Below are 23,905 nucleotides of genomic sequence, written 5' to 3'. Positions count from 1 at the left end.
ATAAAATGAACTACCAATCAACCCCCCTTTTTATCTACACCGTCAGGATCTTTTTTACGATTTGCCTCTGTGGCGCGCTGGCAGTTGCCGGTATCAGCGCCCCGGTCTTCTACCTTCTGGCGATGAAACTGGCTTACCCCGTCATCCTCTCTCTGCGATTACACAGTCTAAGTGAAAAAGGCATCGCTTTCTTGCCTAAGGAAAAGAGCGAATGGATGGTCTATGTACACGGTATCCCCGTGCGTGAAACCAGAACATCATTAACCAATCCGTATTTCTTTAGCGCCGAAAGCATCAGGACGTTTTCCCTACGAGCCTACACAGGAAAGCTGTTGATTCAGATCTGCGCCGTCATCTTGTTGGTGCAACAGGCTATGGCAATCAACTGGCAGTGGCTTTATCTTGGCGTGATTATTGTCGCGCTGTGGTTTGCTTATGCGCTTGCCATGACCGTGATTGAGCTCGTTTCAATTATGAGAGATCGCTGGTTTATCGAGAAACTCATCTCTCCCAGCCAAAGTGAGTGGTACGGCGGATATATCGATTTCCGCGACTACCGTGTCGCAGTTTTTGAACGGCTGCTGTCGCTGAAATAGCATCCCGTCTATTTCAGTCGCCGTACTGATTCTCAGACTCCCACCAGCACCACCAGTTCGGTGCGTTGGGCAATACAGTGATGACGTCATTTGCTGCGCCTGCAAAGCAGGCGCCATACCTTATTGGCGCATGCCGATCGCCAAACGATTAAAGGCACTCATCAGCGCGACAGCAAAGCTCAGATCGGCGATCTCTGCATCGCTGAAATGCGCCTTCAGCGGTTCAAAATCTTCATCAGGCGCGTGGCTACGAGCCACATCCACAAGCGATTCCGTCCAGGCTAGCGCCACACGCTCGCGTTCATTGAACTGTTCACTCACACGCCAGCCAGCCAGGCTGTCTAGCTTCGCATCCGGCACGCCATCAGCGCGCAGAGCCGATGCATGCATCTCCAGGCAGAAAGCACAGCCATTAATTTGCGAAACACGCAAATAGACCAATTCAATCAACTGTTTTCCAACGGTGCTCTTATTCAGAGCTTTCTTGGCAATGCCGAACCCTTGATAGGCTTCTGCCGAAAGGGTTTGGTAGGGCAAGCGAAGCGTACTCATAGAAGATCTCCAATAAGAAATGAAAGAACGAGAAAATAAGTCAACGCATGACGTGTCTGAGCCCATGCTTCAGCCGTCGGAGTAACCCGACCTTGCCACCCAAAGTGACCGCAAAGCAGTGGTTGCATGGCTCTTCACACCTATAGCGCTTGGCTGAAATGCAGGCCTTTGGAAAGCAGACCCTGACGAAAATAGAAGCGTTGCGCCAGCGCATTGCCCAAGGCCGTATCGAGTACCAGATGAGCACAGTTTTGCCGCTGCGCTTCCTCGCGCATTGCCTCAATCAGCTGACCGCCAAGCCCCTGATCGCGGACACCTACGGCGGCCACAAGGTCATCAACATAGAGGAATCGGCCATACAATAGATTTTCCTGAACGCGGTAACCCACCAACCCCATGACCAAATTGTCCTGCCATGCCGCCAGCAGACGATAGCCTTGCCCAGCTTGACGACGGGCCTGCGCAGTGAATGTGGCTGCATCAGGAAGATGAGGCCGCAGCTCCCGCATAACCTCGAAGCAAGCCAAGTAGTCCTGATCACTCTCAATGAGGCTCAATCGAAAGGTGCTCATGCCAATCTCCTTGTAATGAAGCCAGTATGTTAGGAAAATCATGACCCACAAGAAAGGTGCAAGAATTGAGTAAATGAATGGGGCATAACGTATGGACATGCAGCAACTGAGGCCAAGCAGGGAACACGATGCACCGCTCTATTTACAGCTGTATCGACGCTACCGAGACGCCATTACCGCCGGAAAACTTCATCCAGGCGATCGCGTACCGTCCGTACGCAGCCTTGCCAGTGAGCTGAATCTGGCACGAGGCACGGTCGAAATGGCTTATCAGATGCTGGCCAGTGAAGGCTATTTCCTGACACGCGGCCCAGCGGGTACTATCGTCTCACCCCAGTTGGAAAAGCTGACCGAATCGAGATACAGCACCACATCCCTTTCTCAAATACCTTCGCGCTCGCAAATCGAGACCGCTCAAGTACAACCTTTCCAACTCGGCCTGCCTGCACTGGATGCCTTCCCCCGCAAGACCTGGGCGCGCCTAGCCGGGCACAATTTACGCACGCTGGATACGGCAGCCATGATCTCTCCAGATCCGGCGGGCTATGAACCGCTTCGTCGAGCCATCGCTACCTATCTGGAGATCTCGCGCGGCATCACTTGCACACACGAGCAGGTGTTCATCACCGCTGGCTATCGGGGAGCGCTGGAACTGGTGTGCCGTACGTTGTTGCAACCCGGCGATAGTGGATGGTTCGAAGATCCCGGCTATATCTTCGCTCACCAGTTTTTGGCGCGAGCAGGTATGCATCTGGAACCCGTTCCGGTGGATGAGGAAGGCCTGAATGTGGACATCGGTCAACAGCGAGCCGCAGAGGCACGTTTTGCCGTGGTAACTCCCACGCACCAAAGCCCCATGGGGATGGCGTTGTCATTACCCCGACGACTGCAACTGCTGGAATGGGCCAGCCACCACCGATCATGGATCATTGAGGACGACTACGACAGCGAGTTCCGTTACCACGGCCGGCCATTACCTGCGCTGAAAAGCCTGGATCGCGACGGGCGCGTGCTCTACACCGGTACCTTCAGCAAGGTACTGTTTCCCGGCCTACGCTTAGCTTATCTGGTTGTCCCTGAACCGCAGATCGAACGCTTCAAGGATACGGCAAATCATTTTTGCTGCGCGGGATCGATCCTACCCCAAGCCACAGTGGCGGATTTCATGGAGCAAGGTCACTTTGCTCGCCATTTGCGCAGGATGCGTTCGCTGTATGCCATTCGTCGCGGCTATCTCGTTGATGAGCTTTTGCAGGCATTAGGTTCACACTTGACCGTCCAGCCACAGGCAGGCGGCATTCATGTGTTAGCTACGCTGGCCACCCGTGGCAACGACCAGTCTCTGGCAGCCGCCGCTCAATCTCATGGCCTTGCCATTCAGGCGCTGAATGACTGGCGAACGAGCAAAACATCACGCGGAGGGCTTCTTATGGGATTCACTAATGTGACCGAACCAGCGATGGCAAAGGCATTGGTGCATCGACTGGCAGCGGCCATCGGATTATCGTGAAAGGGTTATCTCACAGCCGGATCGTGCTGCTGCCCGTGAACTCAACCGGTAGTAGTCCCAACTCGCCGCACCGATTCTCTGACGACCACCTGCCCCGCCAGTTCGGTGCGCTGGGCAATACCGAGCGCTTGTGCGGGCATCATTTGCTGTGCCAGCAGCTGTAACGCAGCACGGGCGATAGTTTCAAACGGCAGATGTACCGTAGTGAGTGAAACCGGCAGCATGTCGAAGGGTAGAATGTCGTCCATGCCCATCACCGACATGTCCTCTGGCACCCGCAGCCCGTGCTGATATAGCGCATCGATCACGCCGATAGCCTGATTATCCGCAGCGCAGAAAATCGCGGTGACGCCCAGCCTGTCAGGATTGGCTGTCAGCCAGCGCAGCAGTGCATCACGAGCCGTACGCGGGTGGAAATCCGGCAGCGACAGAATCAGATCGTCATCCACCGCAATACCCGCCTGTGCAAGCGCGTCACGATAGCCACGTTCACGCTGTTTGATCGTCATGCGCGACGTCCAGGTCAAATGCAGGATCCGCGTGTGCCCTTGATCGATCAGGTAACGCACTGCGGCGGCGGCGGCATAGTGGTTGGCTGGCGTAACGCTGCTCAAGCGCATCGAAGGATCTTCACCGTTGATCAGCACCGCCGGAATGCCGCTTTCCGCGACGGCGTTCAGCAGCGTTGGGTGATCGTCATTCACGATCAGAATGCCGCTCTCTTTTCCGCCCTGAAGTTCACGCAACAGCTGCTGTTCGTTAATGGTGTCGTGTTCCCCCAGAAACGGACGCAGCTGGATATTGCGTTGCAGACACAGCGTTTTCAGGGCGTTAATCAACGTCAGCGACACCAGATTGTACTCACTTTCCAGCATCAGGTTGCGCGGCGTCGCCAGCAGAATGTGGCGCAACGGTTCCGTCGGTGCGACGGTCGCTTTGCCCACTTTATGCAGCGGATAGCCCTGCTCAGTAGCAATCGCCATGATGTGCTGCCTGACTTTGGCGCTGATCGGTGCCGTACCGTTCAGCGCGCGGGAAACCGTGCTGATAGAAACCCCAGCGCGATCGGCAATATCCTTGAGTGTCGCCATTATTTCATCCCCGTGTTGGCAATCCCCGTCGTGATGTATTTTTGCAGGAAGACGAACACCGCCGTCACCGGCAGAAGCGAGAGCATCGTCATCGCTAGTATATAGTGCCACTGCACCGAGAACTGCCCCTGAAACGCATTCAGACCGATTTGCAGCGTAAAATTATCCTGACTGGAGAGAACGATCAGCGGCCAGAGGAAGTCGTTCCAGCGCCAGATCACCGAGAAGATCGCCAACACCGCCAGCGCAGGTGCGGTCAGCGGCAGGATGATCTTCCAGTAAATACGGAACTCGCTGGCGGCATCGATCCGCGCCGCCTCGATCAGCTCATCGGGGATCGTCAGCATGTATTGCCGCAGCAGAAATACGCCCGTCGGCGTCGCTATTGTGGGGATAATCACGCCCCACAGGTTATCGCCCATGTTCAGACCAATCACCACCAGAAACGTCGGCACCATCACCACCGACAGCGGGATCATCATGGTCGAGAGGAACAGCGTCAGCACCGTGCCACGCCCGCGAAACTCGTATTTCGACAGAGCAAAGGCCGCCATCGAACTGAGCAACAGGGTCAGCAGCGTTGCCATCACCGTCACAAATACGGTGTTCTTCAGGTAGGTGGCAAAGTGGAACTTCGTGATCGGCGTCGTGTAGTTCTCCGTCTCCAGATGCAACGCCTTCATCGGCACCAGATCTTTGGTCGACACACGCACCACCTCACTCGGCGCATCCGGGTTCACCAGCTGTGCGATCAGCCCGATGCGCCTGACCAGTGCCATGGTTTTCGCTTCGCCGTCTTCCTGCTTAACCTGCCACAGTTCCAGCGGCTTCGGGTACTCCGGTAGCGTGATGGTATCTGCCGCCTGCGGCAGAAAACTCGGCGGAAAGCGGTTAATTTCCGCCGGTGTTTTGAACGACGACATGGCAGCCCACATGACCGGAATCATCACCAGCAGTGTGCCGACCACCAGCCAGACCCAGCTCATGATATCCGTAATATGGATGCGCCCCGGATGACGGGTGCGGGTAAGAAAGGCGATTATCTTCATCATGGCTCCCGTTATTTTTTCCCTTCCAGCCGACGCGTCAGCAGGAACTGCAAGGCCGTCAGGATCATCAACACCACGCCCATCAGCACCGAAGCTGCTGAAGCCAGTCCGTAGAGCGATGCATTCGACGAGAAAGCGGTCTGGTAGATGTACTGCACAATAAAGCTGTTGGCCGTGCCGGGGCCGCCACCGTTGGTTAACACCCAGGCTTCATCGAAGATCTGCACACTGTTGATGGTCAGCAGAATCACCACCACCAGAATGTTCGGTGCCAGCAGCGGCAGCGTCAGCCGATAAAAACCGCGCCAGCGCGAGGTGCCATCTACCGCCGCCGCCTCGTAGATATCACGCGGGATCGCCTGCAATCCGGCTAGCAGAATCAAGGTATAAAATCCGACGTGAAACCAGACGGAGACAAACACCACCCAGAAGCGCGACAGCGTTGGATCGAGCAAGAAGGTAATCGGCTGTCCGCCCAGCGACGACAGCACCAGATTCAGCAAGCCGTTACGATTAAGAAACCACTGCCAGATCAGGCCAACCACCACCGGCGACAGCAGTACCGGATAGAAGAACATCGCGCGGAAAAAGCCCCGGGCGACAATCTTGCGATTGAGGATCAGTGCCGTCACCAACGCCACTAGCAGCGTGCAGAGCACGTTGAAAAAGGTGAATGACACGGTGTTGTAGACGCCGGTCCAGAACAGATCCTGTTCACAGCTCGACGGATCGGCGTAGTTGCCGCAGCTCAGCAGCGTGGAAAAGTTAGCTACGCCCACATACGGGCGCTCCCACAGCAGGATATTGGTGCCGCCGGTAAAGGCGTAGCACACCGACAGCAGAATCGGAATAAAGACAAAAACGGCGAACAGCAGCATGTTGGGCGCGATAAAAAACCACGGCATCACTTTGCGGCCACCGAACTTTTGTAGCAGATTCACCGCTTTTTCCACTGGCGTCACCAGCTTATCGATCAGCGATCCTGCGGGCAGTAAGGCAATCTTTTTCATGTCGTCCTCTCCCGTCGCGATAATTAATGCTCGGTGCCGCGCGGCAATGTGTCATCCGTTTCACCATCGAACAGATGGCAATACGTTGGCGGAAAGCGCACAAACACCGACTCGCCCGCAGCGAACTCACGGTGCTGCGCCAGATGGACGATCATCTCGTCGTCAATGCCGCCCATCCGCCCATAGATGAAAGTCTCATGCCCCATCATCTCGCAGCGATCGACGCACAGTGCAATTCCCTCGCCTTCTTCCACGACTTCACAGTGTGAAGGACGAATCCCGAGCGTGACGTTCTGCCCGACGGTGCCGATAAACGGCAGCACCAGACGATTGCCGGATGGGCACTGCACCTCGACGCCGTCTGCGCAGGTGGCGACAATCTGCGCCGGGAACATATTCATGCGCGGTGAGCCGATGAAGCCCGCGACGAACTTGTTTTTCGGCCGATTGAACAGCTCCAGCGGCGTACCAACCTGCTCGATGCGACCGGCATTCAGCACCACAATGCGCTGTGCCATCGTCATTGCCTCCACCTGATCGTGAGTCACGTAAATCATGGTGGTACGCAGTTTCTGATGCAGGCGGGACAACTCACCGCGCGTCTGCACGCGCAGCTTGGCATCGAGATTGGAGAGCGGTTCATCAAACAGGAACAGGTCAGGCTCACGCACGATAGCGCGACCAATGGCAACGCGCTGCTGCTGTCCCCCCGACAGCGCACGCGGCCTGCGATCCAGATAGGGTTCCAGCCCCAGCATGCGCGCAGCCTCATCAATGCGGCGGATGATTTCGTCTTTGGGGAAGTGCAAATTTTCCAGCCCGAACGCAAGGTTCTTGCGCACCGAGAGGTGCGGGTAGAGCGCATAAGACTGGAATACCATCGCAATCTTGCGCTCTGCTGGCGTGAGATCGTTCACCTTGCGGTTGTCGATTAGCAGCTCGCCGTTGCTGATTTCTTCCAGACCGGCAATCATGCGCAGCAGCGTGGATTTTCCACAGCCCGACGGGCCGACAAAGACCATGAACTCGCCGTCATGAATCGTTAAGTCCACGCCTTTGATAATGCTCACCGCACCGTAATTTTTGTGGACGTTTTTCAGTTCCAGACTCGCCATTGTCAGCCCTCGCAAACAGAATCTAACTGTGCCAATAACATCAGCATCACCAGCGCCTGCCCGTAAGGCACGGCAACATTGGGAATATCGCGATAGAACTGCAAATCATGTCCCATCGCCGTGCCGTCCGAGACACCTTGCACCACACCCTGTGCGTCAATCTGCGCCACCACGGCGGCATAGCCTTTTTCCAGCACGTCCTGCGGAAAATCGTGCAACATCCCTAGCCGACGCGCCGTCAAAATCCCAGCAATAAACCCGGCGCTAGCGGAGGTCTCCAGCGGTGAGTCCGGGTCATCCAGCAGCGTGTGCCACAGGCCAGAATCGTGCTGGACGCGCGCCAGCGTTGTCGTTTGCTGTTCCAAGATCGCCTCTAGCGTGCGCAATACCGGCGCGGATAGCTGATCCTCCGCCAGTACGCGCATTTCCGGCAGCACCAGCGTAATCCAGGCGTTGCCACGTCCCCAGAATGCATCGGCATAGTGATGGCGACCAACAAACGTCCAGCCGTGATACCACAGCCCGCTGCGCACGTCGGCCAGATAGCGCGCGTGCGTGACAAGCTGATATTCCGCCTCTTCGATCAGATCGCGACGAGAAAGCAATTTCCCTGCGACTACCAGAAACAGACCGGCCATAAACAGCGTGTCGTCCCACAGTTGCCCGGTGTTTGGCCGCTCTTTCACCGTGTGCTGGAAGCCGCCATCCTCGGTTTTTGGCAGCGAGTGCAGCAGCCAGTCCGCCCAGTCGCTCACGGTTTCACGCCACTGTGCAGGCGCATCCGGCTTGTCCTGACACAGCAGCGCCAGCACCAGCATCGGTGCCGTCGAGTTGATCTGACGCGGCGGCAACCCAGCATCCAACTTTTGTTGATACCAATTCGCCAGCGTCGTCAGCATGGTGTCGTCCTGCGTCAGATGCGCCAGCTTCCAGAAACCGTACAGCCCGACGCCGACTTCCCAATCCCACTCTTCAAATTGAATCGTCAGCCCAGCATCCGGTGCGTCGTCCTGCGTTACGCTATCAATCGCTTTCAGGCGACAAAACGCCCGCGCCACCTGCGCCAGCAGCGCTTCGGTTTGTTGTCGGTTAAGTGAACCTGTCTGCATGTCATGGGTTTCCTGTGTTGAACTGCGGGACGACCGGGACATCGTCGGGAAAAATGAAAGGCTGCTGGGTTACGCTGAATCCAGTCTCGTGGCTAAAGGCCAACTCGCCGTAGTCGGGATCGTCGATGTGCACACCATCGCTATCCTGTACCAAGGAGCGCCCTCGGAAGCGGGCAGCAAACGCGGCGAATCCTTCCGCGCCATCGCCGCTGTCTACGGCAACGAACCAGACGTTCTTTTCGCCATATGCCCGTAGCTCGCCTTCGGCCTGCTGACCTGCGGTCGCAAACGGCTGTAGCCCTGCGGGATTATGGAAGGCGGCATAACCGTTACCACCGCGCACGAAGCACCAGACATCTTCAACGATGACCTCATCCAGCGCGGTTTGTGGCAAATAGAGATGTGTCCACGGGCGGATATCCTGTTGCAGATCGAACACCACTAGCGCGCGATTACGATGCTGCATCAGGTGTGGCATACGCCCGTTGCCCGCCCAGTAAGAAGGTCGGTGCACACCGTCAGGACGATCCTCGCCGGGATGGTTCACCCACAGACGAGCGGCATAGTGCGTGCCCAGTCGCACATCCAGCAGATGCTGCTGGTGTCCGGGCTCACCGGGGTGATGGTCAAACACGGAGGAAAAGGCGACATCGCGCTGTTTCCAGGCAATGATACGTGCGCTGCGGTTCAACCCCTGTACCCAGCGCGCTTCTGCGCCGTGCGGCAGTGACCAGTGCGCAATCCGATCCGTCGCTTCCGGCGGCTGATAGTCGCTCAGGCACAGCAGCGGCAGCGTGGCACAGTGTGGAATCAGCCAGCCTTCGCCCCACATCAGCGCACACAGGCCAGACAGCTCGGTCAACATGCCGGAACGCAGCTCTTTATCGTAGGCGCGTCCCATGGTGCCAACCGCGACACCGTTCTGATGCACCCACGCCGTCATCAGCATGATGCGGTCAATCACCACGCGAGATTTTTCGCGTAGATCGGCGTCCTGCGCCAGTTCATACAGCGCCACCAGCCCAATCAGATCGATGGGGTAATAGGCCGCCGAATTCCACTCCACCAGACCATGTTCCAGAATGGAATCAAACCAGCGCGTCAGACGTTCGTGGGCAATGGCTTTCTGCTCCAGACCACGACGGCCGCTGCACGGGAAGGTGTCATCAGGGAAGTTTTGTCCAGCTAGATATTGCGCGACGTGGAAGCACAAGCAGTGGTTCTCACTCCAGAACCACATGGTGTCGTTGCCCGGCTCATCAATCCAGTAGCGGAAACCGAGAATGGCGCTGCGCACGCGCCGCCAGTCCTGCGGCGGCAGCTGTTGCCCCTGATAGCGTTGCCACAGCCAAATCAGCGGCACCAGTTGGAAATCCGCACAGTCTTCACGGCGGCTGATTTTTTGCAGCGCGTTGTTGAGAATCGGCGCGGCGGCATCGTTGCCCTCGCCCGTCGCGACAATCGCCAGCAACCGGCCAAGGCGCTCAAAACCGTGCTGTGCCGTATGACGCAACACCGTTTCACGCCGCGCTGCCAGCGTCGACAATGCGGGCAGCGTTTGCGATGGCAACCGCCCGAAGCTGAGGGTTCGCGTCAGCGTAATGCCATTGCAAGTCGCGGCGCAGACCAGATCATAGTAGCCGACCAGAGCGGACGGTAAATCTACCTGCCAGCCCAGATTGCCAGCGGGCAGCGTTTGTTTCTGCTGCCACGCTGGGACGGATTCGTTGACGTTGCCAATCAGACGGTGCGCCATCGTCACGGATTTCGGTAGCAGTTGCGTGCTGTTCAGCACCAGCACGGGCGGTTGGATCAGGTTGTTTTCCAACATCAGCCCGTTAACCCAGCGATCCAGTGCAGTCAGTTGTTCGCTGAGCGCCGCATCGTCATCAAGCTGCCAGAAGAGCGTGTCTTCTCCCTGATAGCACAGGCTGAACAGGTAATCGGTATCGCGCTCGCACAGCTCTTCGCTATGCACCACCAGCGTGTTCGCCCCGGCTTTCAGCGGCAGCGTGATATCACAGGTTTGTTCGGTGTTGCGGGTAAAGGGCGTAAAGCGAGTAACCAGTTCGCCGTTCAGCCACAGCGTGACGCCGCCGCAGGTGCTCAGCGTAAACGGTGCCGACTGCGTGCTGTCGCTATGAATCACGCAGCGGGAAAAACGCTGAACGTGAACCGGACAAGGCCAGAAATCACTGAAATTCACGCTGCGGCTTTCATCGCCGCCGCTCCACATCAGCGGGAAATGAAGATCTTCGGGTAACGTCACTTCGCGCTTTGCTTCCTCCTGCAAAAAGCGCACACGGCAGGGTAAAACGCCGACATCGACAAAGCCGTTGATAAAGCGGTAATTCACCTTATCCGGCAGCGTATCCGGCTCGGAGAAATAACGTCTTTCCGTCAGTTCGGTAATCAGAAACCGATTAATGACACCGTTCTTCTTTAATTTCCAACCGATATTCATGCGGAATCCTGTTTACGGTTTTGACGAATAAAATAACGAAAAAATATGGCTGAACTTATTGGCACTCTCTCTGTGCATACACTGCCAATATTTAGGGCGACAGGTGATTCCCTGCACCATCAACTCGCAACCACAATGCAAATTTGCATTAAATTGTCTTTTGCATTCATTTATTGACATTTCGCATTAATAAATAAGATTCTCATATTTATATATGTGATTAATATCACAAAAATACTTTATTTAAACCAACATTTAAAATATCTTTAATCTGCCTCACATAAATCAGTCGGGCTTCTGTCCATGATTGCATGATGAAAATGACAGGTGAATGCAAATTTGCATTAATTAGGACAGAGAATAAATCACAGGAATAAAAATAACCCGCTGCCAACGCCAGGGTATTTCAGCCATTAATCAAACCTATGATGTGGAGATGTTTATGATACGTCCCAATACCGCGTTATTTTTTTCCGCCCTTGCGCTGGGGTTATTCAGCAACAGCGCGTTAGCCGCCAAAACGCAAATAACATTTTTATATAGTGATGACGATCCCGAATTAGTGCATTTCATGGAGCAGAAAGTTAAATCCTTCTCCCAAAGTAATGACCGCATCGATGTGAATTTCGTCAGCACTGGCTATAACGCGCTGCAAACACAGTTGCCGATGCAGTTGGCGGCAGGCTTAGGCCCCGATATTGCTAAAACGACGCAGATGGGTCTACTCGGCTATACGCTGGATTTGCGCCCCTACCTGAAAGACCCTGCCACCTTTGAGAAACGCTACAGCACGGGTATCGAAAAGGTTATGCGCGTGAAAGGCGTGCATAAAGCCGATGCGCTGCCGGGCTTTGTCGCGTCCTGGACCGCCGACCTGCCGTTTATTAACGTGACGCTGTTTGAACAGGCAGGCGTTCCGCTACCACAGCCGGGCTACACAATTGATGATTTGATGAAAGCCTCGAAGCTGGTCGCAGAAAAAACCGGCGTACATATTCCCTTCACCATCGACCGTAGCGGCTTCCGCTTCTCCGGCCCGGCCTATTCTTACGGCGCACGCTACGATAAAGACGGGCTGATCAACTTCCCAGATGCGGCGGCACAGCAGTGGATTAAAGATCTGAAACGCTGGTCGGATGAAGGCGTGTTCCCACGCGAAATGTGGGGCGCGGCAGGCGGCGGTCAGTACAAGAGCATGGCGGACGATTTCGTGAACGGTAACATCGTGACCTATTTCTCCGGCAACTGGCTGTTGAACCAGTTCAGTAAGCAAATTGGCGACGGTTTTGACTGGAAAGTGCTGCCAGCGCCTTGCAAAGAGAAGTGTATTTCGATGGGCGGTGCGACCTTCATCATGCCATTCACCACCACCAAACACCCGCAGGAAGTCGCCGAGTTCATGGAGTGGTTGGGCAGCGAACCGCTGCAACGTGAGATCGCCGAGCACTTCAACATCATCGTCGGTGCGGATATTGCCGATCTGCACTACCAGACCAAAGATAAGCACGTGATCGACGGCCTGAACACCGCGCGCGACGAGATCAAAAAGATCCCATCTTACGTCTTTGACTGGGAACGCATGGAAAGTCTGGGTGCGAACGAGTTGTATCCCATCATCCTGACACGCTTTACCCAATATCTGAACGATCAGGTGTCATTTGATGAGTATCTGCGCCTGACGTCAAACGATGTGAAGCGCCTCAATGAAACGATTGCGACCAATCAACAACAGCGGAAAAGCGCACCGTGAAATGGCAACTAAGGGAGATCGACATTGATGGCGATCGCCCCTTTGATCGCACGCGGGAAAGCGCATGGTGCGAACAGCGCTGGCCGCGACAAAGCCGCTATCTGCTGGTGACGGGCGGTTTTACCCGGCTGCTGCACTGGCATGACGGCCTCCTGACCTGTCGCGGCAGTGACTGTTTCCCCATCGGCAACCCGGCCAGCCTCTCGCGGCTAGGGCTGTGGGCGGTGCAGGAGATGCTTCAGGCGGTTGAAGGCATCACTCCGCTTACGCCACTCAGCGACGCGCTGTTTCAACACTTCAATAAGCATGTCGATCGCGTGATCGACTGGTCAAAGCAGGCTCAGGCGACCGATTACGCCACGCTTGGGCATGCTGTGCTCACGCACCAGCAAGACGCGCTGGCGGTGCAGTTGCTGACACGCTGCGCCAGCGAGTTAAGCCTGCTGTTGAGCAGTCTGCCGGACTCACAGACTGACACCGTTAGTCTCAGCGGCGATCTAGCGGTTGCCTGCCTTCCCTATCTGGATTCAGGAGCGAGCGCATCATGACGACATGGCTCTATGCGGGTGTGGATGGCGGCGGCACAGGCTGTCGGGCGCGTATTTATCAAGCTGATGGTACACCGCTCGGACAAGGACACGGCGGTCGCGCCAATCTGCTACTCGGCGTGGAGCGCGTACGCCAATCGGTGGACGATGCCATCGCACAGGCGTTGAAGCACAGCGGGCTATCACCAGATGACATATCCCGGCTGAAAGTCGGGTTGGCACTCGCCAGCGCGGAACATCGCACCGCCTACGATACTTTTCTGGCGTTGCCTCACCCTTATGCCACTCAGGTGCTCAATACCGATGCGCTCGGTGCCTGTCTGGCCGTCAATCAGGGGAAAGACGCAGGTGTGGTCATTGCCGGAACGGGCTCCTGTGGGCTGGCGTGGCAGAACCAGACGATTACTGCCTACGGAGGCCATGAGTTCCCGATTTCCGATCAGGGCAGTGGCGCACGCCTCGGACTGGCGGCGCTGCAACATACCTACGATGTGCTGCAAGGCTGGCGCGTGCCGTCTGCGCTCAGCAAGAGCATTGACGATTTCTTTTCCGCCAGCGCAGCACACGCGCAGGCCGCGAACACGCTTGACGCACTACAGACGTTTAGCCAAAAGGCGAAACCAGGCGACTACGCGCAGTTCGCCCGTCGCGTCTTTGATTGTGCTCAGCAGAATGATGATGTTTCCCACGGGCTGCTGGCGCAGACGGCCAGTGAAATTTGTCTTCTGTTGGCCGCTGTGGCACGCCACGAGACACCTCGCTTATCGCTCATGGGCAGCATCGGCCTGCATATTCGGCCGTGGCTGCCGGACGAGTGGCAATCCCAACTCGCCGCCCCAATGGGCGATGCGCTCGACGGCGCGCGATTGATTGCCTGTCATGATTATGCGTTATACAGCCATCCGTTATAAAAAATAAATAATGCCGGAGACATCAATGACATCACTCACTCGCAGAACCTTCGTCAAGCTCGGTGCAGGCAGCGCCATTACGCTAGCTGGCGGCTTTTTTCACGCTAACGCCGACGCAGCAACACCCGCGGGACCACTGCGCATTGCGATTATTTCGGATGTTCACGTCCACAATATCTACGGCAACTATGATTTTGACGGCCTGCCCGATACGCAGACCGGAAAGAAGCTGACCATTCGCACCCTGAAAGATTCGGTGAATTCGACCCGCATCTTCAACGAGCCTTACTTTGCGCTGCTGGCCGCGCTGGACGAACTGGCAAAACAGCAGGTGAAATACGTCGTGCTGTCCGGCGATTATTCTGATGACGGCCAACAGCCTACCGTTGAAGGCATTGCTGCCATCCTGACGCGGTATGAGCAACGTCACGGTATGCGCTTCTTCGCCACGCCGGGCAACCACGACGTCAATCGTCCACAAGGGGATGATTCCTGGCAGAGGATGCTCAATGCCGATGGCACCAGCACCATGCTGAGCAGCAAACCCGGCGTTAAGCTTGGCGACGCGCAGGCGCTGATTATCACGGCCAAGATGCAGGCACTCGGCTATGAACGCGGCCTGCCGCTCATGAAGCCGTTTGGTTTCTTTAAGCGCGATGACTTCCTTCACTGGGAAACGCCGTTTGGCGACAGCGACGAACTCGGTAAACGTCAGTATCTAGCCCGCTCACCGGACGGCAGTAAGCAGTGGAGTATCGTGGATGCCTCCTATCTGGTGGAGCCGGAAGCGGGACTGTGGCTGCTTTCCATCGACGCTAATGTGTATCAGGTCAAAGACGGCCCGGAGAAACGTGAAGGTATTGAAGGGTACTCCACCAGCAGTAACACCGGTTGGAACGCATTGCTGACCGAGAAGCCGTTCATGCTGCCGTGGGTGAAATCGGTGGTACAGCGGGCGAAAGCGCAGAATAAGAAGCTGCTGGTGTTCTCGCACTATCCGCTGGTCGATTTCCTCGACGGCACGGTAGAAGATGAAAAACAGCTGTTCGGCAGCAACAGTTTCATCAAGCGTACGCCACGCCCAGAGGTTGCCGAACAGGCGCTAGCCGCAGGTATCCGTCTGCACTTCAGCGGTCACCTGCACGTCAACGACACCGGCGTGTATCGCGGTTCACAAGGGACGCTGGTGAATGTGGCAGTGCCGTCACTGGCTGCTTATCCCCCTGCCATGAAGTTGGCGACGCTGCATAGCGATCGAGTCGATATTGATACGCTGGTACTGCGCAACGTGCCGCAGTTCAACCACCTGTTCCCGTTTTATCAGAAAGAGCTGGATCGCACTGGCGAACCCCTGGGCGACATTCTGAAAAGCCGCGATTACTACGACTTCCTGCATCATCATCTGGCGCTGCTGGTGCGTCAGCGTTTTCTGGTGAAAGACTGGCCGGAAGATTTATCGCCCCTGATCAATACGCTGAACTGCGCCGATCTGCTGTGGATCGCACAGCAAAAAGAGCCGCTCAGCGCCAAAGCGCTACCCGATGCCGCCGAGCGTAAACCGAGCGCGGTAGCAGGTACTGATGGGTTACAGGATATTTCTCTGCTCACGCTGGTGACCGACTGGTACTGCCTACGCAACGGCAGCGATCTCGCCTGGCAGGATATTCCGGCAGCGCGGGTAAAACAGTATCGCGCACTGCTGGCAGCCTACACGCCAACGACCACGCTACCGCCGGACAGCCTGCAACACCGCTTCGGCCTGATGCTGAAAATCCTCGCGGGCTATATCAACGATGAGCCCGCTACCCGCTTTGTTGTTGATATGCAGGGGAATTTCGTCACGTTGTGATGAGTTCATGGAATTGCCGGTTATGCACGGTTTCGTGCGCCACACTGAAGATAAAACGGAGCCAACTCATATTGCTCACGGGTCTTCTCTTCACGGCGTAAAAAATTATGCTGAGGTGAACATGAACGCCGAGTGAGCGGCATGGATGCCGCGAAAGCCAGTGCCGCGTCGGGAACGCGTCACTGGTGGCTCGAAAAGCGGGCATGGGCACCGAAGGAACCGCTTCAGCGGCATAATTTCCGCCAAAAGCCGGGGTTCATAGGGGGCTGGCTTAGCCCCCTATGTCGGGCGCGTGCTACGACGTAGCATGAAGAGAACAATGCTCGAAGCGCACGAAATATCCCCCATACCTGTCAGCAATCACAGTAATCACACCAAATCTCCCCAATCGACTTACATACTTTTTTACCTATTGCCCCTATCGTCATCGCCAAAAAGTGATATGTTATAATATAACAATTAATCTTTTACCGATGATAATGACAAGTTTTTACTCTCTCTCCGCGCTGAAGCGCGTGTTACTGGTTTCCCTGCTGTTGGCTCTGTTGTGGCTGATGGTCGGGTGGGCGGTGATGTTGCCATGATTGCCCTACAGGAATTGGCCTTTGGTTACCGTGGTCAACCGCCACTCGCGACGCTCAGCGGCTGTTTTCATCAGGGATCGCTGACGGCGATTATTGGTGCGAACGGTACGGGGAAATCCACGCTATTGAAAACGCTGGCGGGTTTGCTGCCACCGCTTTACGGCACGTTCAGCCTCGGTAACGGCGGCAAAGAGAATGCTATCGGCTATTTACCGCAGCTCTCCGAATTCGATCGGCAGTTTCCGATTAACGTACGCGATCTGGTGCTAATGGGGTCGCTGCCCCATCGCGGGTTGTTACGCAGCATTAACGCCAACTGGCACCGTAAAGCCATTGACGCACTCGACGCCGTCTCCATGGGAGATTTTGCCGACCGTCATATTGGCGTTTTGTCCGGTGGACAGCTACAACGCGTGCTCTTCGCGCGACTATTGCTGACACAGGCTCCGATCATTCTGCTGGATGAGCCTTTTACCGGCATCGATAGCCAAACCACGCAGACACTCTTGCAGATTATCGAACAGCTTCACGCCGAAGGCAGAACCATTCTGGCCGTGCTACACGATATGGAGCTGGTCGATCAGCACTTTCCGGCTGTCTTGCAGCTCACGCCGTACGGCCATCGCTGGGGAGATGCTCAACCTATATTACATAGCCTGCGCAAGGCCGAAAGTGATACGCCAACGCTCAGGATCGTTACGTCATGATGCTGTTTCACCTTATTGCTTCTCCTTTTGCCGAGTTCGGTTTTATGCGCCGCGCGCTGGTTGGTTGTCTGGTGCTAACGCTGAGCGCCGCGCCGCTGGGCTGTTTCCTGCTGCTACGGCGCATGAGCCTGATTGGTGATGCGCTGTCGCATGCGGTATTACCCGGCGTGGCAATCGGCTACCTCATCTCGGGGATGTCACTGCTGGCAATGGGAATCGGCGGCTTTATTGCCGGGCTGTCCGTCGCCATGCTTTCCGGCTTCGTCACCCGCCACACGGAATTAAAAGAGGACGCCAGCTTCGCCGGGTTTTACCTTGGTTCGCTGGCGCTTGGCGTCACGCTGGTTTCACTGCGAGGCTCCAGTATCGACCTGCTACATGTGCTGTTCGGATCAATTCTCGCGGTGGATCGCGCCGCACTGATCGACATTGCGCTGATCGGATCGTCGTCCTTGCTGGTGCTGGCGGTGATCTATCGGGCGCTGGTGATTGAATCGTTTGACGTGACTTTCCTGCGCATCAGTTCAGGCCGCTATCGGGCGCTGATCCACGGTCTGTTTCTGTCGTTGGTGGTACTGAATCTGGTCGCAGGATTTCAGCTGTTAGGCACGCTGATGACGGTCGGCATGATGATGCTGCCTGCCGCCAGCGCACGATTCTGGACGCAACGCCTGCCCGTCATGCTCGGTATTGCCGTGCTGCAAGGAATGGTCGCCAGCCTGATCGGGCTGCTGTGGTCTTACTATGCCGAGCTGCCTGCTGGCCCCGCCATCATCCTGACGATGACACTGTTTTTCTGTTTCTCGGTCTGTGTTGGTCACCACGGCGGGCTGCTACGCCAACGCCGCTGACCCACTCTTTGTCATTTCTCGTTATCTACAATTTTTGTGAGGGAAGAATGAAACGTTCACTGTTAGCCATAGCTCTATCCAGCCTGCTGCTCAGCCCACTGGCGATGGCAAAGAATCTTGATGTTGTTGCCAGTTTTTCCGTACTTGGCGATATGGTCAGCCACATCGGCGGCGACCGCGTCACCGTGACCGATTTGGTTAAACCGAATGGCGATCCGCATGAGTTTGAACCGTCGCCAAAAGATAGTAAAACGCTGGCTCATGCCGATCTGGTTTTCGTTAATGGACTGGGTCTGGAAGGCTGGCTTGATCGTTTGGTTACCGCCTCCGGCTACCGTGGCGACGTCATCACCGCATCCAATGGCATTGAAACACGCTCGATGGTGGAAGATGGCAAAACTGAAACCGATCCGCATGCCTGGAACAGCATGAGTAACGGTGTGGTCTACGCGCAGAACATCGTCAACGCGCTGGCAAAAGCGGATCCCGCGAATGCCGATTACTATCGTCAGCAGGGTGAAGCCTACATCAACCAGTTGCAGGAGCTGGATCGCTACGCGAAGAAAACCTTTGCCGACATTCCACCGGAAAAACGTAAGGTGCTGACCAGCCATGACGCGTTCGGCTACTTCAGCCAGGCTTATGGCGTGAAGTTCCTGTCGCCAGTGGGCTACTCTACCGAATCCGAAGCCAGCAGCAAAAAAGTGGCCTCGCTGATTAAGCAAATCAAGCAAGAGAAGGTGAAAAGCTACTTCATTGAAAACCAGACCGATGGACGTCTGGTGAAGCAAATCGCCAATGCCAGCGGTGCACAGCCCGGCGGTGAACTGTATCCAGAAGCCCTAACCGACGCATCCGGCCCAGCCTCAACCTATACAGTTGCGTTTAAGCACAACGTCGATACTCTCGCCGCCAGCATGAAGTAAGAGCATGACCATTTGCCAGCACTCGGGGATATAGGAAAGAAAATGCCACGGATGGCACCCTCGCTTACACGAGCGTCAGATTGAACGTTTTGCCTTTCAGTTGCTCCTGCACTTCAGGGGCTAACGCACTGTCGGTAACAATATCCGTCAGCTCCGACAACGGCGTGACGCAGAACAGGGAATACGCGCCATATTTACTGCTGTCAGCCAGCAATATCCGACGGCTAGCATTTACACCGAGATCTTGCTTCACACCCGCTTTCTCTTCCGTCGGTGTGGTGACACCTTTGTCCAGACTCCACGAGTTGCAGCTGATAAATGCAATATCCGGATAAATGCTGCGTAACAGACGGCGGCCATGTTCGCCAATACAGGATTGGCTGCTGTCATCAATACGCCCACCGATAATCGTCACTTCGATCTGCTTAAACTCAGACAAAAACAGCGCAATTTGCAAATCGGCGGTAATCACACGCAGAGGCAGGTGCGTCAGGTTCCGCGCCAATTCCAGCATGGTCGTTCCCGCATCCAGCACCACTGCACTGCCCGGCTTAACCAGCGTCGCAGCATAGCGCGCTATCGCCTGCTTTTCCTGAAGGCTACGATGTAATTTCTCATTCGTGGTCGGCTGGGAAGGAATAAAACGATTGAGCGTCACGCCACCGTGACTGCGGCTGATCACACCCTGTTCGTCCAGTTTGATCAAATCACGACGGATCGTCGCGGGGGAAGCGTCGATCACGGACACCAGCTCATCGACCGTCACCAAATTATGGCTTTTTAGATAATCCATAATCTGATCAAGACGGCTTTGCCCTTTTACTCTATCCCCGCTCATGCGGAAAGCATCGGTTAATGTAGGATCCACGGCGATATCCATCTTGCTGTTGTTAAGCTATCTCAAGCGGTTAGTTCTTGGTTGCAGGATACCAGAAACCTTCCCAATCGCGGGAAGGAAGATATCCTGCAATGCGCACTGTATCGCGTTTTATTCGCTTACAAAACCGTGCTGACAGCAGCAGTCATCACCGCCAATCAGGCCAGTTGCATCGCGAGCTGGATAGAGATCGCCATGCTTTCGCACTTCGCTTTACCTGTCCAGGCGATGTCAAACGCCGTGCCGTGGTCAGCGGACGTGCGGATAAACGGCAGCCCGGCGGTGATGTTCACACCATCATAGAAGCCCAGCAGCTTGAGCGGAATGTGACCCTGATCGTGATACATCGCCACCACCATGTCGTACTGGCCTTCATACGCCTGTAAATAGACGGTATCCGGCGGACATGGGCCATAAACATCAATGCCTTTGGCCTTCATCGCTTCAACCGACGGCGACACGATCTTGATCTCTTCATCACCAAACAGGCCATTCTCGCCCGCATGCGGGTTAACCCCGGCAACGGCGATACGCGGGTGGGTAAAACCGACGCGTTTGAGGAAAACATCCGCCATTTCGATCACCGTTTCCACGCGATCGCGGTTCAGCGTATCCAGGAATTTACGCAGCGCGATGTGCGTTGAAACATGGATAACCTTCAACTTATCGGTATACAGCACCATCGCATAGTCGCGGCTGTTGGTCAGCTTCGCCAGCAGTTCGGTGTGGCCCGGATAAAGATGACCTGCCGAGTGCAGCGCTTCTTTATTCAGCGGTGCGGTCGCAATCGCGTGGACTTCACCCGCCATCGCCAGCGCGGTCGCTTTCTTGATGCAGCGGTAAGCCAAATCACCCGCCTGAGCCTGAACGACACCCGGCTTCAGCGCCTGCGGATCTTCCAGCGGCTCATCAATCATGTTGATTACGCCTGGCGCGAATACCGCGTCAGCCGGTTTATCAATGATTTTCAGCTCTACAGCTGGTGCCACATTCAGCGCCAGAATACGTCGCATCGTCTGTACGCAGCCCACCACCACAGCAGATGCGCCGGACAGCTCGCCTTCGGCCAGAGATTTGATAATAATTTCCGGTCCAATCCCTGCCGGATCACCCATCGTTACCGCAATAATTTTACTCACTGACCTTCTCCTCAATAAAACGTAAAACGTCGAGCAAAGTAGTTTCGTTGCCAAAACCCCCCGCTTTAGTCATCACAGGGGTCGTGCCGACAACGCTGTTCAGCAGGTATCCCCAGGGCACGCAGGATGCGATTTGCCCCTTAATCTGAAAGCCGGTAGCACCCAGTGCCGTTGCCACGGCAATCGCAATGTCACCACCGGATAAATACAGCCCACCCGGCAGACGTCGGTTAGCACTGTCCTCCGTCAGGCCGTCTAGCGCCTGAACAATGCTGCGCGTAAGTTCCCCCAGATAGTGGCTGATCGTTTCGCCAAGCTGCTGTCGGCTAAGGCCGAGCTGCTGGCACCGCGCATCGATCTCGAAGCGCTGATTTTCGTTGTGACAGGTACGAATGATGCAATGGTGGCCGTTCGTCAGCGCCTTCACCGCTTCCCGACACTGGGACGCCATGACGGTGGATGAATCGGGTGAAAAGAGCGCATTAATGTCGATCTCAACCAGCGCGACATCACTGCGCAGTTTGGCGGCTGCAATCTGTTTTTGAGCAATATCGCTCATCGACCCGACGACAGCCAGCAGTGGCTTTTCGGTGTTGCGCGTAAAATCCTGCGCGGTCGCCAGCGCTTCACTCAGGCCAGCCGAGCCGACCAGCAAGGGGCGAAACGGTAATGTTCTGGCGGCATTAACGATATGTGTCAGATCGTCCTGTACGTCGGTATCAAGAATAATCAGGCGTACGCCCTCGTCCGCCAACTGCTGCAAACGGTGGGCTAAATTGGCCTGACGCACCTCATCAAGGTGTATCTCCGCTACCGGTAAAGCCGTTTGCTCCGCCAGACGGGCAGCGATAGAGGCCGAGGCTACCGGCGTTTTTGGATCGCTGGCAAATTCCGTATCAGTAAGCAGACGACCATTAACCCAAACTTCACCTTGTCGGGTAACACGCCCCAGCGTCGGCGACGCAGCGGCAATCAGCGCGGCAGGTACTGCTGCCGCCGACAACGCAGCAGCGACTTCCGCCCCCAGGTTCCCACGCAGCGTCGAGTCAATCTTCTTAATAATCCAGCCTTGTCCACCCGCTGCCTGCCAGGCGGCTACCGCTTCTGCGGTGCGTTGGGACGCCACGTCATCACGCGCCGCACGGCTGTCGGTGTTGATGACCACCGCATCGCCCAGTAAATCCGCATGCAGTTTATTAACGTCAAATACAACGCTAACTCGCGCGCCATGCTGAGCCAGACCGACGCCCGCATCATTGGCACCCGTAAAGTCATCAGCGACCACTAATACCTGTTCTGCTGATTGCTGCACGTTTGGCATACCTCATCCCCGGTTCATGATTACCTGATAATGATTATATTGAATCACATTTGATTATATGTGAGCAATATCAAATTATTTAAAAGGAATTTCACCTATAAATTATCACCACGATGTGGCAAATGGCGTTTAGCAGTGACTAAAACCGATCCATTTGACTGAAAGTAATCACCATCGCAACCATTATCATCGCGATAACGCTCTGGCGAAGAAGAGAAAAGGCAAGGTAATAAGCATGAATATCAATAGCACTATCCTCAGCGGTTACCGGGTACTTCAGGACATTAGTCACCTGTTGACAGGGAAACAGCACGTTTTATTTGTCACCGACAAAAACATCGTTGGACTACCTGACGTTCAGGCGCTGATCGCACAAGTTAAGCAAGCCGTTCCGCAGGTTCTGCTGGTTGATAATGTTCCTGCCGAGCCAAGCCAGCACGACGTTGCCCAGATATTGAGTCAGCTCACCCAAACCCAGACCGATCTGGTCATCGGCGTGGGCGGCGGCAGCGTATTGGACGTTGCCAAACTGCTTTCCGTGCTGTGCGCAGGCGATGAAACCGTCACGCTGGATAACCTGCTGGCAGGAGAAAAGCCAACTCGCCGCACGACATCTCTGCTTATCCCGACCACCGCAGGAACCGGCTCAGAAGCCACGCCGAATGCGATTCTGGCGATCCCGGAAAAAGAGACCAAGGTCGGTATTATTACGCCAGTGATGCTGCCGGACTATGTTGCGCTGGTGCCAGAACTGACCATCAGCATGCCACCACATATTGCGGCTTCAACCGGTATCGATGCGCTCTGCCACCTGATCGAGTGTTTTACCTCGATGATTGCCAACCCGGTCAGCGACAACTACGCGCTGATTGGCCTGAAGAAGCTGTTTGCCAACCTTGAAACGTCGGTGCGCGAACCGGGCAATCTGGAAGCCAAACTGAATATGCTGTGGGCGTCCTATTACGGCGGTGCCGCCATTGCCCACTCCGGTACACATCTGGTTCACGCCATGTCTTACCCGCTAGGCGGCAAATACCACATTCCACACGGCGTAGCGAATGCCATCCTGCTCGCCCCTTGCATGCGTTTTGTGCAGGGCGCCGCACAGGACAAATTCGCTCAGGCGTATGACCTGCTGCCGGATGCCGATCTGACGCTCAGTACCGCGGAAAAAGCGCAGGCGCTGGTGACCTATTTCAGCGAGTTGGTCAAACGACTCAATCTGCCCAACACCTTACAGCAGCTTGGCGTGGAAAAAGATCACCTGCCCTATCTGGTCGATGCTGCGTTACAGGTTCAGCGCCTGATGAAAAATGTGCCGACGCAGGTCAGTGCCGACGATGTGCGTGAGGTATACCTGACTCTGTTTTAACA

General features: G+C 55.6%; 21 protein-coding genes. 10 read left to right on the top strand and 11 right to left on the bottom strand.

The window, feature by feature from the left end; translation table 11 throughout:
- Positions 1-5: 5 nt before the first annotated feature.
- Entirely contained in the window at positions 6-596 is a 591-nt protein-coding gene (locus A0G03_RS18925) for a hypothetical protein (protein WP_048262209.1), read from the top strand.
- Positions 597-716: 120 nt separating this feature from the next.
- Here A0G03_RS18925 and A0G03_RS18920 read toward each other — a convergent pair whose 3' ends face one another.
- Both A0G03_RS18920 and A0G03_RS18915 read right to left on the bottom strand, forming a co-directional pair.
- On the bottom strand, positions 717-1,148 hold the full coding sequence (locus A0G03_RS18920) for a carboxymuconolactone decarboxylase family protein (protein WP_048262211.1): 432 nt from the start codon (positions 1,146-1,148) through the stop codon (positions 717-719).
- 140 nt (positions 1,149-1,288) lie between these two features.
- The gene (locus A0G03_RS18915; protein WP_048262212.1) at positions 1,289-1,720 is read right to left on the bottom strand and encodes a GNAT family N-acetyltransferase; all 432 of its coding nucleotides are present in this window, start codon (positions 1,718-1,720) and stop codon (positions 1,289-1,291) included.
- Positions 1,721-1,811: 91 nt separating this feature from the next.
- Between A0G03_RS18915 and pdxR the strand changes: the two genes are divergently transcribed.
- On the top strand, positions 1,812-3,230 hold the full coding sequence (pdxR, locus tag A0G03_RS18910) for a MocR-like pyridoxine biosynthesis transcription factor PdxR (protein WP_048262213.1): 1,419 nt from the start codon (positions 1,812-1,814) through the stop codon (positions 3,228-3,230).
- A 41-nt stretch (positions 3,231-3,271) separates the two neighbouring features.
- Here the strand turns inward: pdxR and A0G03_RS18905 are convergent, their stop codons facing one another.
- Genes A0G03_RS18905 through A0G03_RS18880 form a run of 6 tightly spaced genes read right to left on the bottom strand, consistent with a single transcriptional unit; the run spans position 3,272 to position 11,068 of the window.
- Positions 3,272-4,321 (bottom strand): LacI family DNA-binding transcriptional regulator, encoded by a 1,050-nt coding sequence (locus A0G03_RS18905; RefSeq protein WP_048262214.1) that lies wholly within the window; start codon positions 4,319-4,321, stop codon positions 3,272-3,274.
- The gene (locus A0G03_RS18900; protein ID WP_039305932.1) at positions 4,321-5,373 is read right to left on the bottom strand and encodes a carbohydrate ABC transporter permease; all 1,053 of its coding nucleotides are present in this window, start codon (positions 5,371-5,373) and stop codon (positions 4,321-4,323) included. Before A0G03_RS18900 ends, A0G03_RS18905 begins: the two co-directional genes overlap by 1 nt.
- Positions 5,374-5,381: 8 nt before the next feature.
- Positions 5,382-6,380 (bottom strand): carbohydrate ABC transporter permease, encoded by a 999-nt coding sequence (locus A0G03_RS18895; RefSeq protein ID WP_039293560.1) that lies wholly within the window; start codon positions 6,378-6,380, stop codon positions 5,382-5,384.
- 23 nt (positions 6,381-6,403) lie between these two features.
- Positions 6,404-7,495, bottom strand: coding sequence for an ABC transporter ATP-binding protein (locus A0G03_RS18890; RefSeq protein WP_048262215.1), 1,092 nt, complete (start codon positions 7,493-7,495; stop codon positions 6,404-6,406).
- Positions 7,496-7,497: 2 nt separating this feature from the next.
- A complete protein-coding gene (gene bglB, locus A0G03_RS18885; protein WP_048262217.1) occupies positions 7,498-8,604 on the bottom strand; it encodes a beta-galactosidase BglB in 1,107 nt (368 codons plus the stop codon).
- Position 8,605: 1 nt separating this feature from the next.
- Positions 8,606-11,068, bottom strand: a complete 2,463-nt coding sequence (locus A0G03_RS18880; RefSeq protein ID WP_048262219.1) for a hypothetical protein — start codon at positions 11,066-11,068, stop codon at positions 8,606-8,608.
- Positions 11,069-11,510: 442 nt separating this feature from the next.
- On the opposite strand from A0G03_RS18880, the gene A0G03_RS18875 reads away from it, so the two are divergent.
- From A0G03_RS18875 to A0G03_RS18845, 7 genes are all read left to right on the top strand, one after another.
- Positions 11,511-12,818: an ABC transporter substrate-binding protein gene (locus tag A0G03_RS18875; RefSeq protein WP_048262221.1), complete on the top strand. Its 1,308-nt coding sequence runs from the start codon at positions 11,511-11,513 to the stop codon at positions 12,816-12,818.
- Entirely contained in the window at positions 12,815-13,366 is a 552-nt protein-coding gene (locus A0G03_RS18870) for a glucosamine kinase (protein WP_048262223.1), read from the top strand. The genes A0G03_RS18875 and A0G03_RS18870 overlap by 4 nt, the downstream gene beginning before the upstream one ends.
- On the top strand, positions 13,363-14,277 hold the full coding sequence (locus A0G03_RS18865) for a glucosamine kinase nucleotide-binding domain-containing protein (protein ID WP_048262225.1): 915 nt from the start codon (positions 13,363-13,365) through the stop codon (positions 14,275-14,277). Before A0G03_RS18870 ends, A0G03_RS18865 begins: the two co-directional genes overlap by 4 nt.
- Before the next feature lie 25 nt (positions 14,278-14,302).
- Complete coding sequence (locus A0G03_RS18860) at positions 14,303-16,126, top strand: metallophosphoesterase family protein (protein WP_048262226.1); 1,824 nt, start codon at positions 14,303-14,305, stop codon at positions 16,124-16,126.
- A gap of 580 nt (positions 16,127-16,706) precedes the next feature.
- Positions 16,707-17,417: a metal ABC transporter ATP-binding protein gene (locus A0G03_RS18855; RefSeq protein WP_048262229.1), complete on the top strand. Its 711-nt coding sequence runs from the start codon at positions 16,707-16,709 to the stop codon at positions 17,415-17,417.
- Positions 17,414-18,268 (top strand): metal ABC transporter permease, encoded by an 855-nt coding sequence (locus A0G03_RS18850; protein WP_048262230.1) that lies wholly within the window; start codon positions 17,414-17,416, stop codon positions 18,266-18,268. Before A0G03_RS18855 ends, A0G03_RS18850 begins: the two co-directional genes overlap by 4 nt.
- A gap of 47 nt (positions 18,269-18,315) precedes the next feature.
- Complete coding sequence (locus A0G03_RS18845) at positions 18,316-19,194, top strand: metal ABC transporter substrate-binding protein (RefSeq protein WP_048262232.1); 879 nt, start codon at positions 18,316-18,318, stop codon at positions 19,192-19,194.
- 64 nt (positions 19,195-19,258) lie between these two features.
- On the opposite strand, the gene A0G03_RS18840 is transcribed toward A0G03_RS18845, so the two are convergent.
- The 3 genes from A0G03_RS18840 to dtnK all read right to left on the bottom strand — a co-directional run bounded on the left by A0G03_RS18840 (position 19,259) and on the right by dtnK (position 22,531).
- Entirely contained in the window at positions 19,259-20,074 is an 816-nt protein-coding gene (locus tag A0G03_RS18840; protein WP_048262234.1) for a DeoR/GlpR family DNA-binding transcription regulator, read from the bottom strand.
- 155 nt (positions 20,075-20,229) lie between these two features.
- Positions 20,230-21,210: a D-threonate 4-phosphate dehydrogenase gene (locus A0G03_RS18835; protein WP_048262237.1), complete on the bottom strand. Its 981-nt coding sequence runs from the start codon at positions 21,208-21,210 to the stop codon at positions 20,230-20,232.
- Positions 21,203-22,531, bottom strand: a complete 1,329-nt coding sequence (gene dtnK / locus A0G03_RS18830; RefSeq protein WP_048262239.1) for a D-threonate kinase — start codon at positions 22,529-22,531, stop codon at positions 21,203-21,205. Before dtnK ends, A0G03_RS18835 begins: the two co-directional genes overlap by 8 nt.
- A gap of 235 nt (positions 22,532-22,766) precedes the next feature.
- On the opposite strand from dtnK, the gene A0G03_RS18825 reads away from it, so the two are divergent.
- Complete coding sequence (locus A0G03_RS18825; protein WP_048262241.1) at positions 22,767-23,903, top strand: iron-containing alcohol dehydrogenase; 1,137 nt, start codon at positions 22,767-22,769, stop codon at positions 23,901-23,903.
- Positions 23,904-23,905: the final 2 nt, after the last annotated feature.

It is taken from the genome of Pectobacterium peruviense (assembly GCF_002847345.1).
Classification (GTDB): domain Bacteria; phylum Pseudomonadota; class Gammaproteobacteria; order Enterobacterales; family Enterobacteriaceae; genus Pectobacterium; species Pectobacterium peruviense.
This window is presented reverse-complemented; position numbering and strand designations above follow the sequence as displayed.

Coding starts and splice junctions, on each gene's coding strand:
- A0G03_RS18895 (WP_039293560.1), bottom strand. CDS start 6,380: ATGAAAAAGATTGCCTTACTGCCCGCAGGATCGCTGATCGATAAGCTG.
- A0G03_RS18840 (WP_048262234.1), bottom strand. CDS start 20,074: ATGGATATCGCCGTGGATCCTACATTAACCGATGCTTTCCGCATGAGC.
- A0G03_RS18825 (WP_048262241.1), top strand. CDS start 22,767: ATGAATATCAATAGCACTATCCTCAGCGGTTACCGGGTACTTCAGGAC.
- A0G03_RS18845 (WP_048262232.1), top strand. CDS start 18,316: ATGAAACGTTCACTGTTAGCCATAGCTCTATCCAGCCTGCTGCTCAGC.
- A0G03_RS18875 (WP_048262221.1), top strand. CDS start 11,511: ATGATACGTCCCAATACCGCGTTATTTTTTTCCGCCCTTGCGCTGGGG.
- dtnK (WP_048262239.1), bottom strand. CDS start 22,531: ATGCCAAACGTGCAGCAATCAGCAGAACAGGTATTAGTGGTCGCTGAT.
- A0G03_RS18915 (WP_048262212.1), bottom strand. CDS start 1,720: ATGAGCACCTTTCGATTGAGCCTCATTGAGAGTGATCAGGACTACTTG.
- A0G03_RS18900 (WP_039305932.1), bottom strand. CDS start 5,373: ATGATGAAGATAATCGCCTTTCTTACCCGCACCCGTCATCCGGGGCGC.
- pdxR (WP_048262213.1), top strand. CDS start 1,812: ATGGACATGCAGCAACTGAGGCCAAGCAGGGAACACGATGCACCGCTC.
- A0G03_RS18850 (WP_048262230.1), top strand. CDS start 17,414: ATGATGCTGTTTCACCTTATTGCTTCTCCTTTTGCCGAGTTCGGTTTT.
- A0G03_RS18860 (WP_048262226.1), top strand. CDS start 14,303: ATGACATCACTCACTCGCAGAACCTTCGTCAAGCTCGGTGCAGGCAGC.
- A0G03_RS18890 (WP_048262215.1), bottom strand. CDS start 7,495: ATGGCGAGTCTGGAACTGAAAAACGTCCACAAAAATTACGGTGCGGTG.
- A0G03_RS18880 (WP_048262219.1), bottom strand. CDS start 11,068: ATGAATATCGGTTGGAAATTAAAGAAGAACGGTGTCATTAATCGGTTT.
- A0G03_RS18925 (WP_048262209.1), top strand. CDS start 6: ATGAACTACCAATCAACCCCCCTTTTTATCTACACCGTCAGGATCTTT.
- bglB (WP_048262217.1), bottom strand. CDS start 8,604: ATGCAGACAGGTTCACTTAACCGACAACAAACCGAAGCGCTGCTGGCG.
- A0G03_RS18855 (WP_048262229.1), top strand. CDS start 16,707: ATGATTGCCCTACAGGAATTGGCCTTTGGTTACCGTGGTCAACCGCCA.
- A0G03_RS18905 (WP_048262214.1), bottom strand. CDS start 4,321: ATGGCGACACTCAAGGATATTGCCGATCGCGCTGGGGTTTCTATCAGC.
- A0G03_RS18920 (WP_048262211.1), bottom strand. CDS start 1,148: ATGAGTACGCTTCGCTTGCCCTACCAAACCCTTTCGGCAGAAGCCTAT.
- A0G03_RS18865 (WP_048262225.1), top strand. CDS start 13,363: ATGACGACATGGCTCTATGCGGGTGTGGATGGCGGCGGCACAGGCTGT.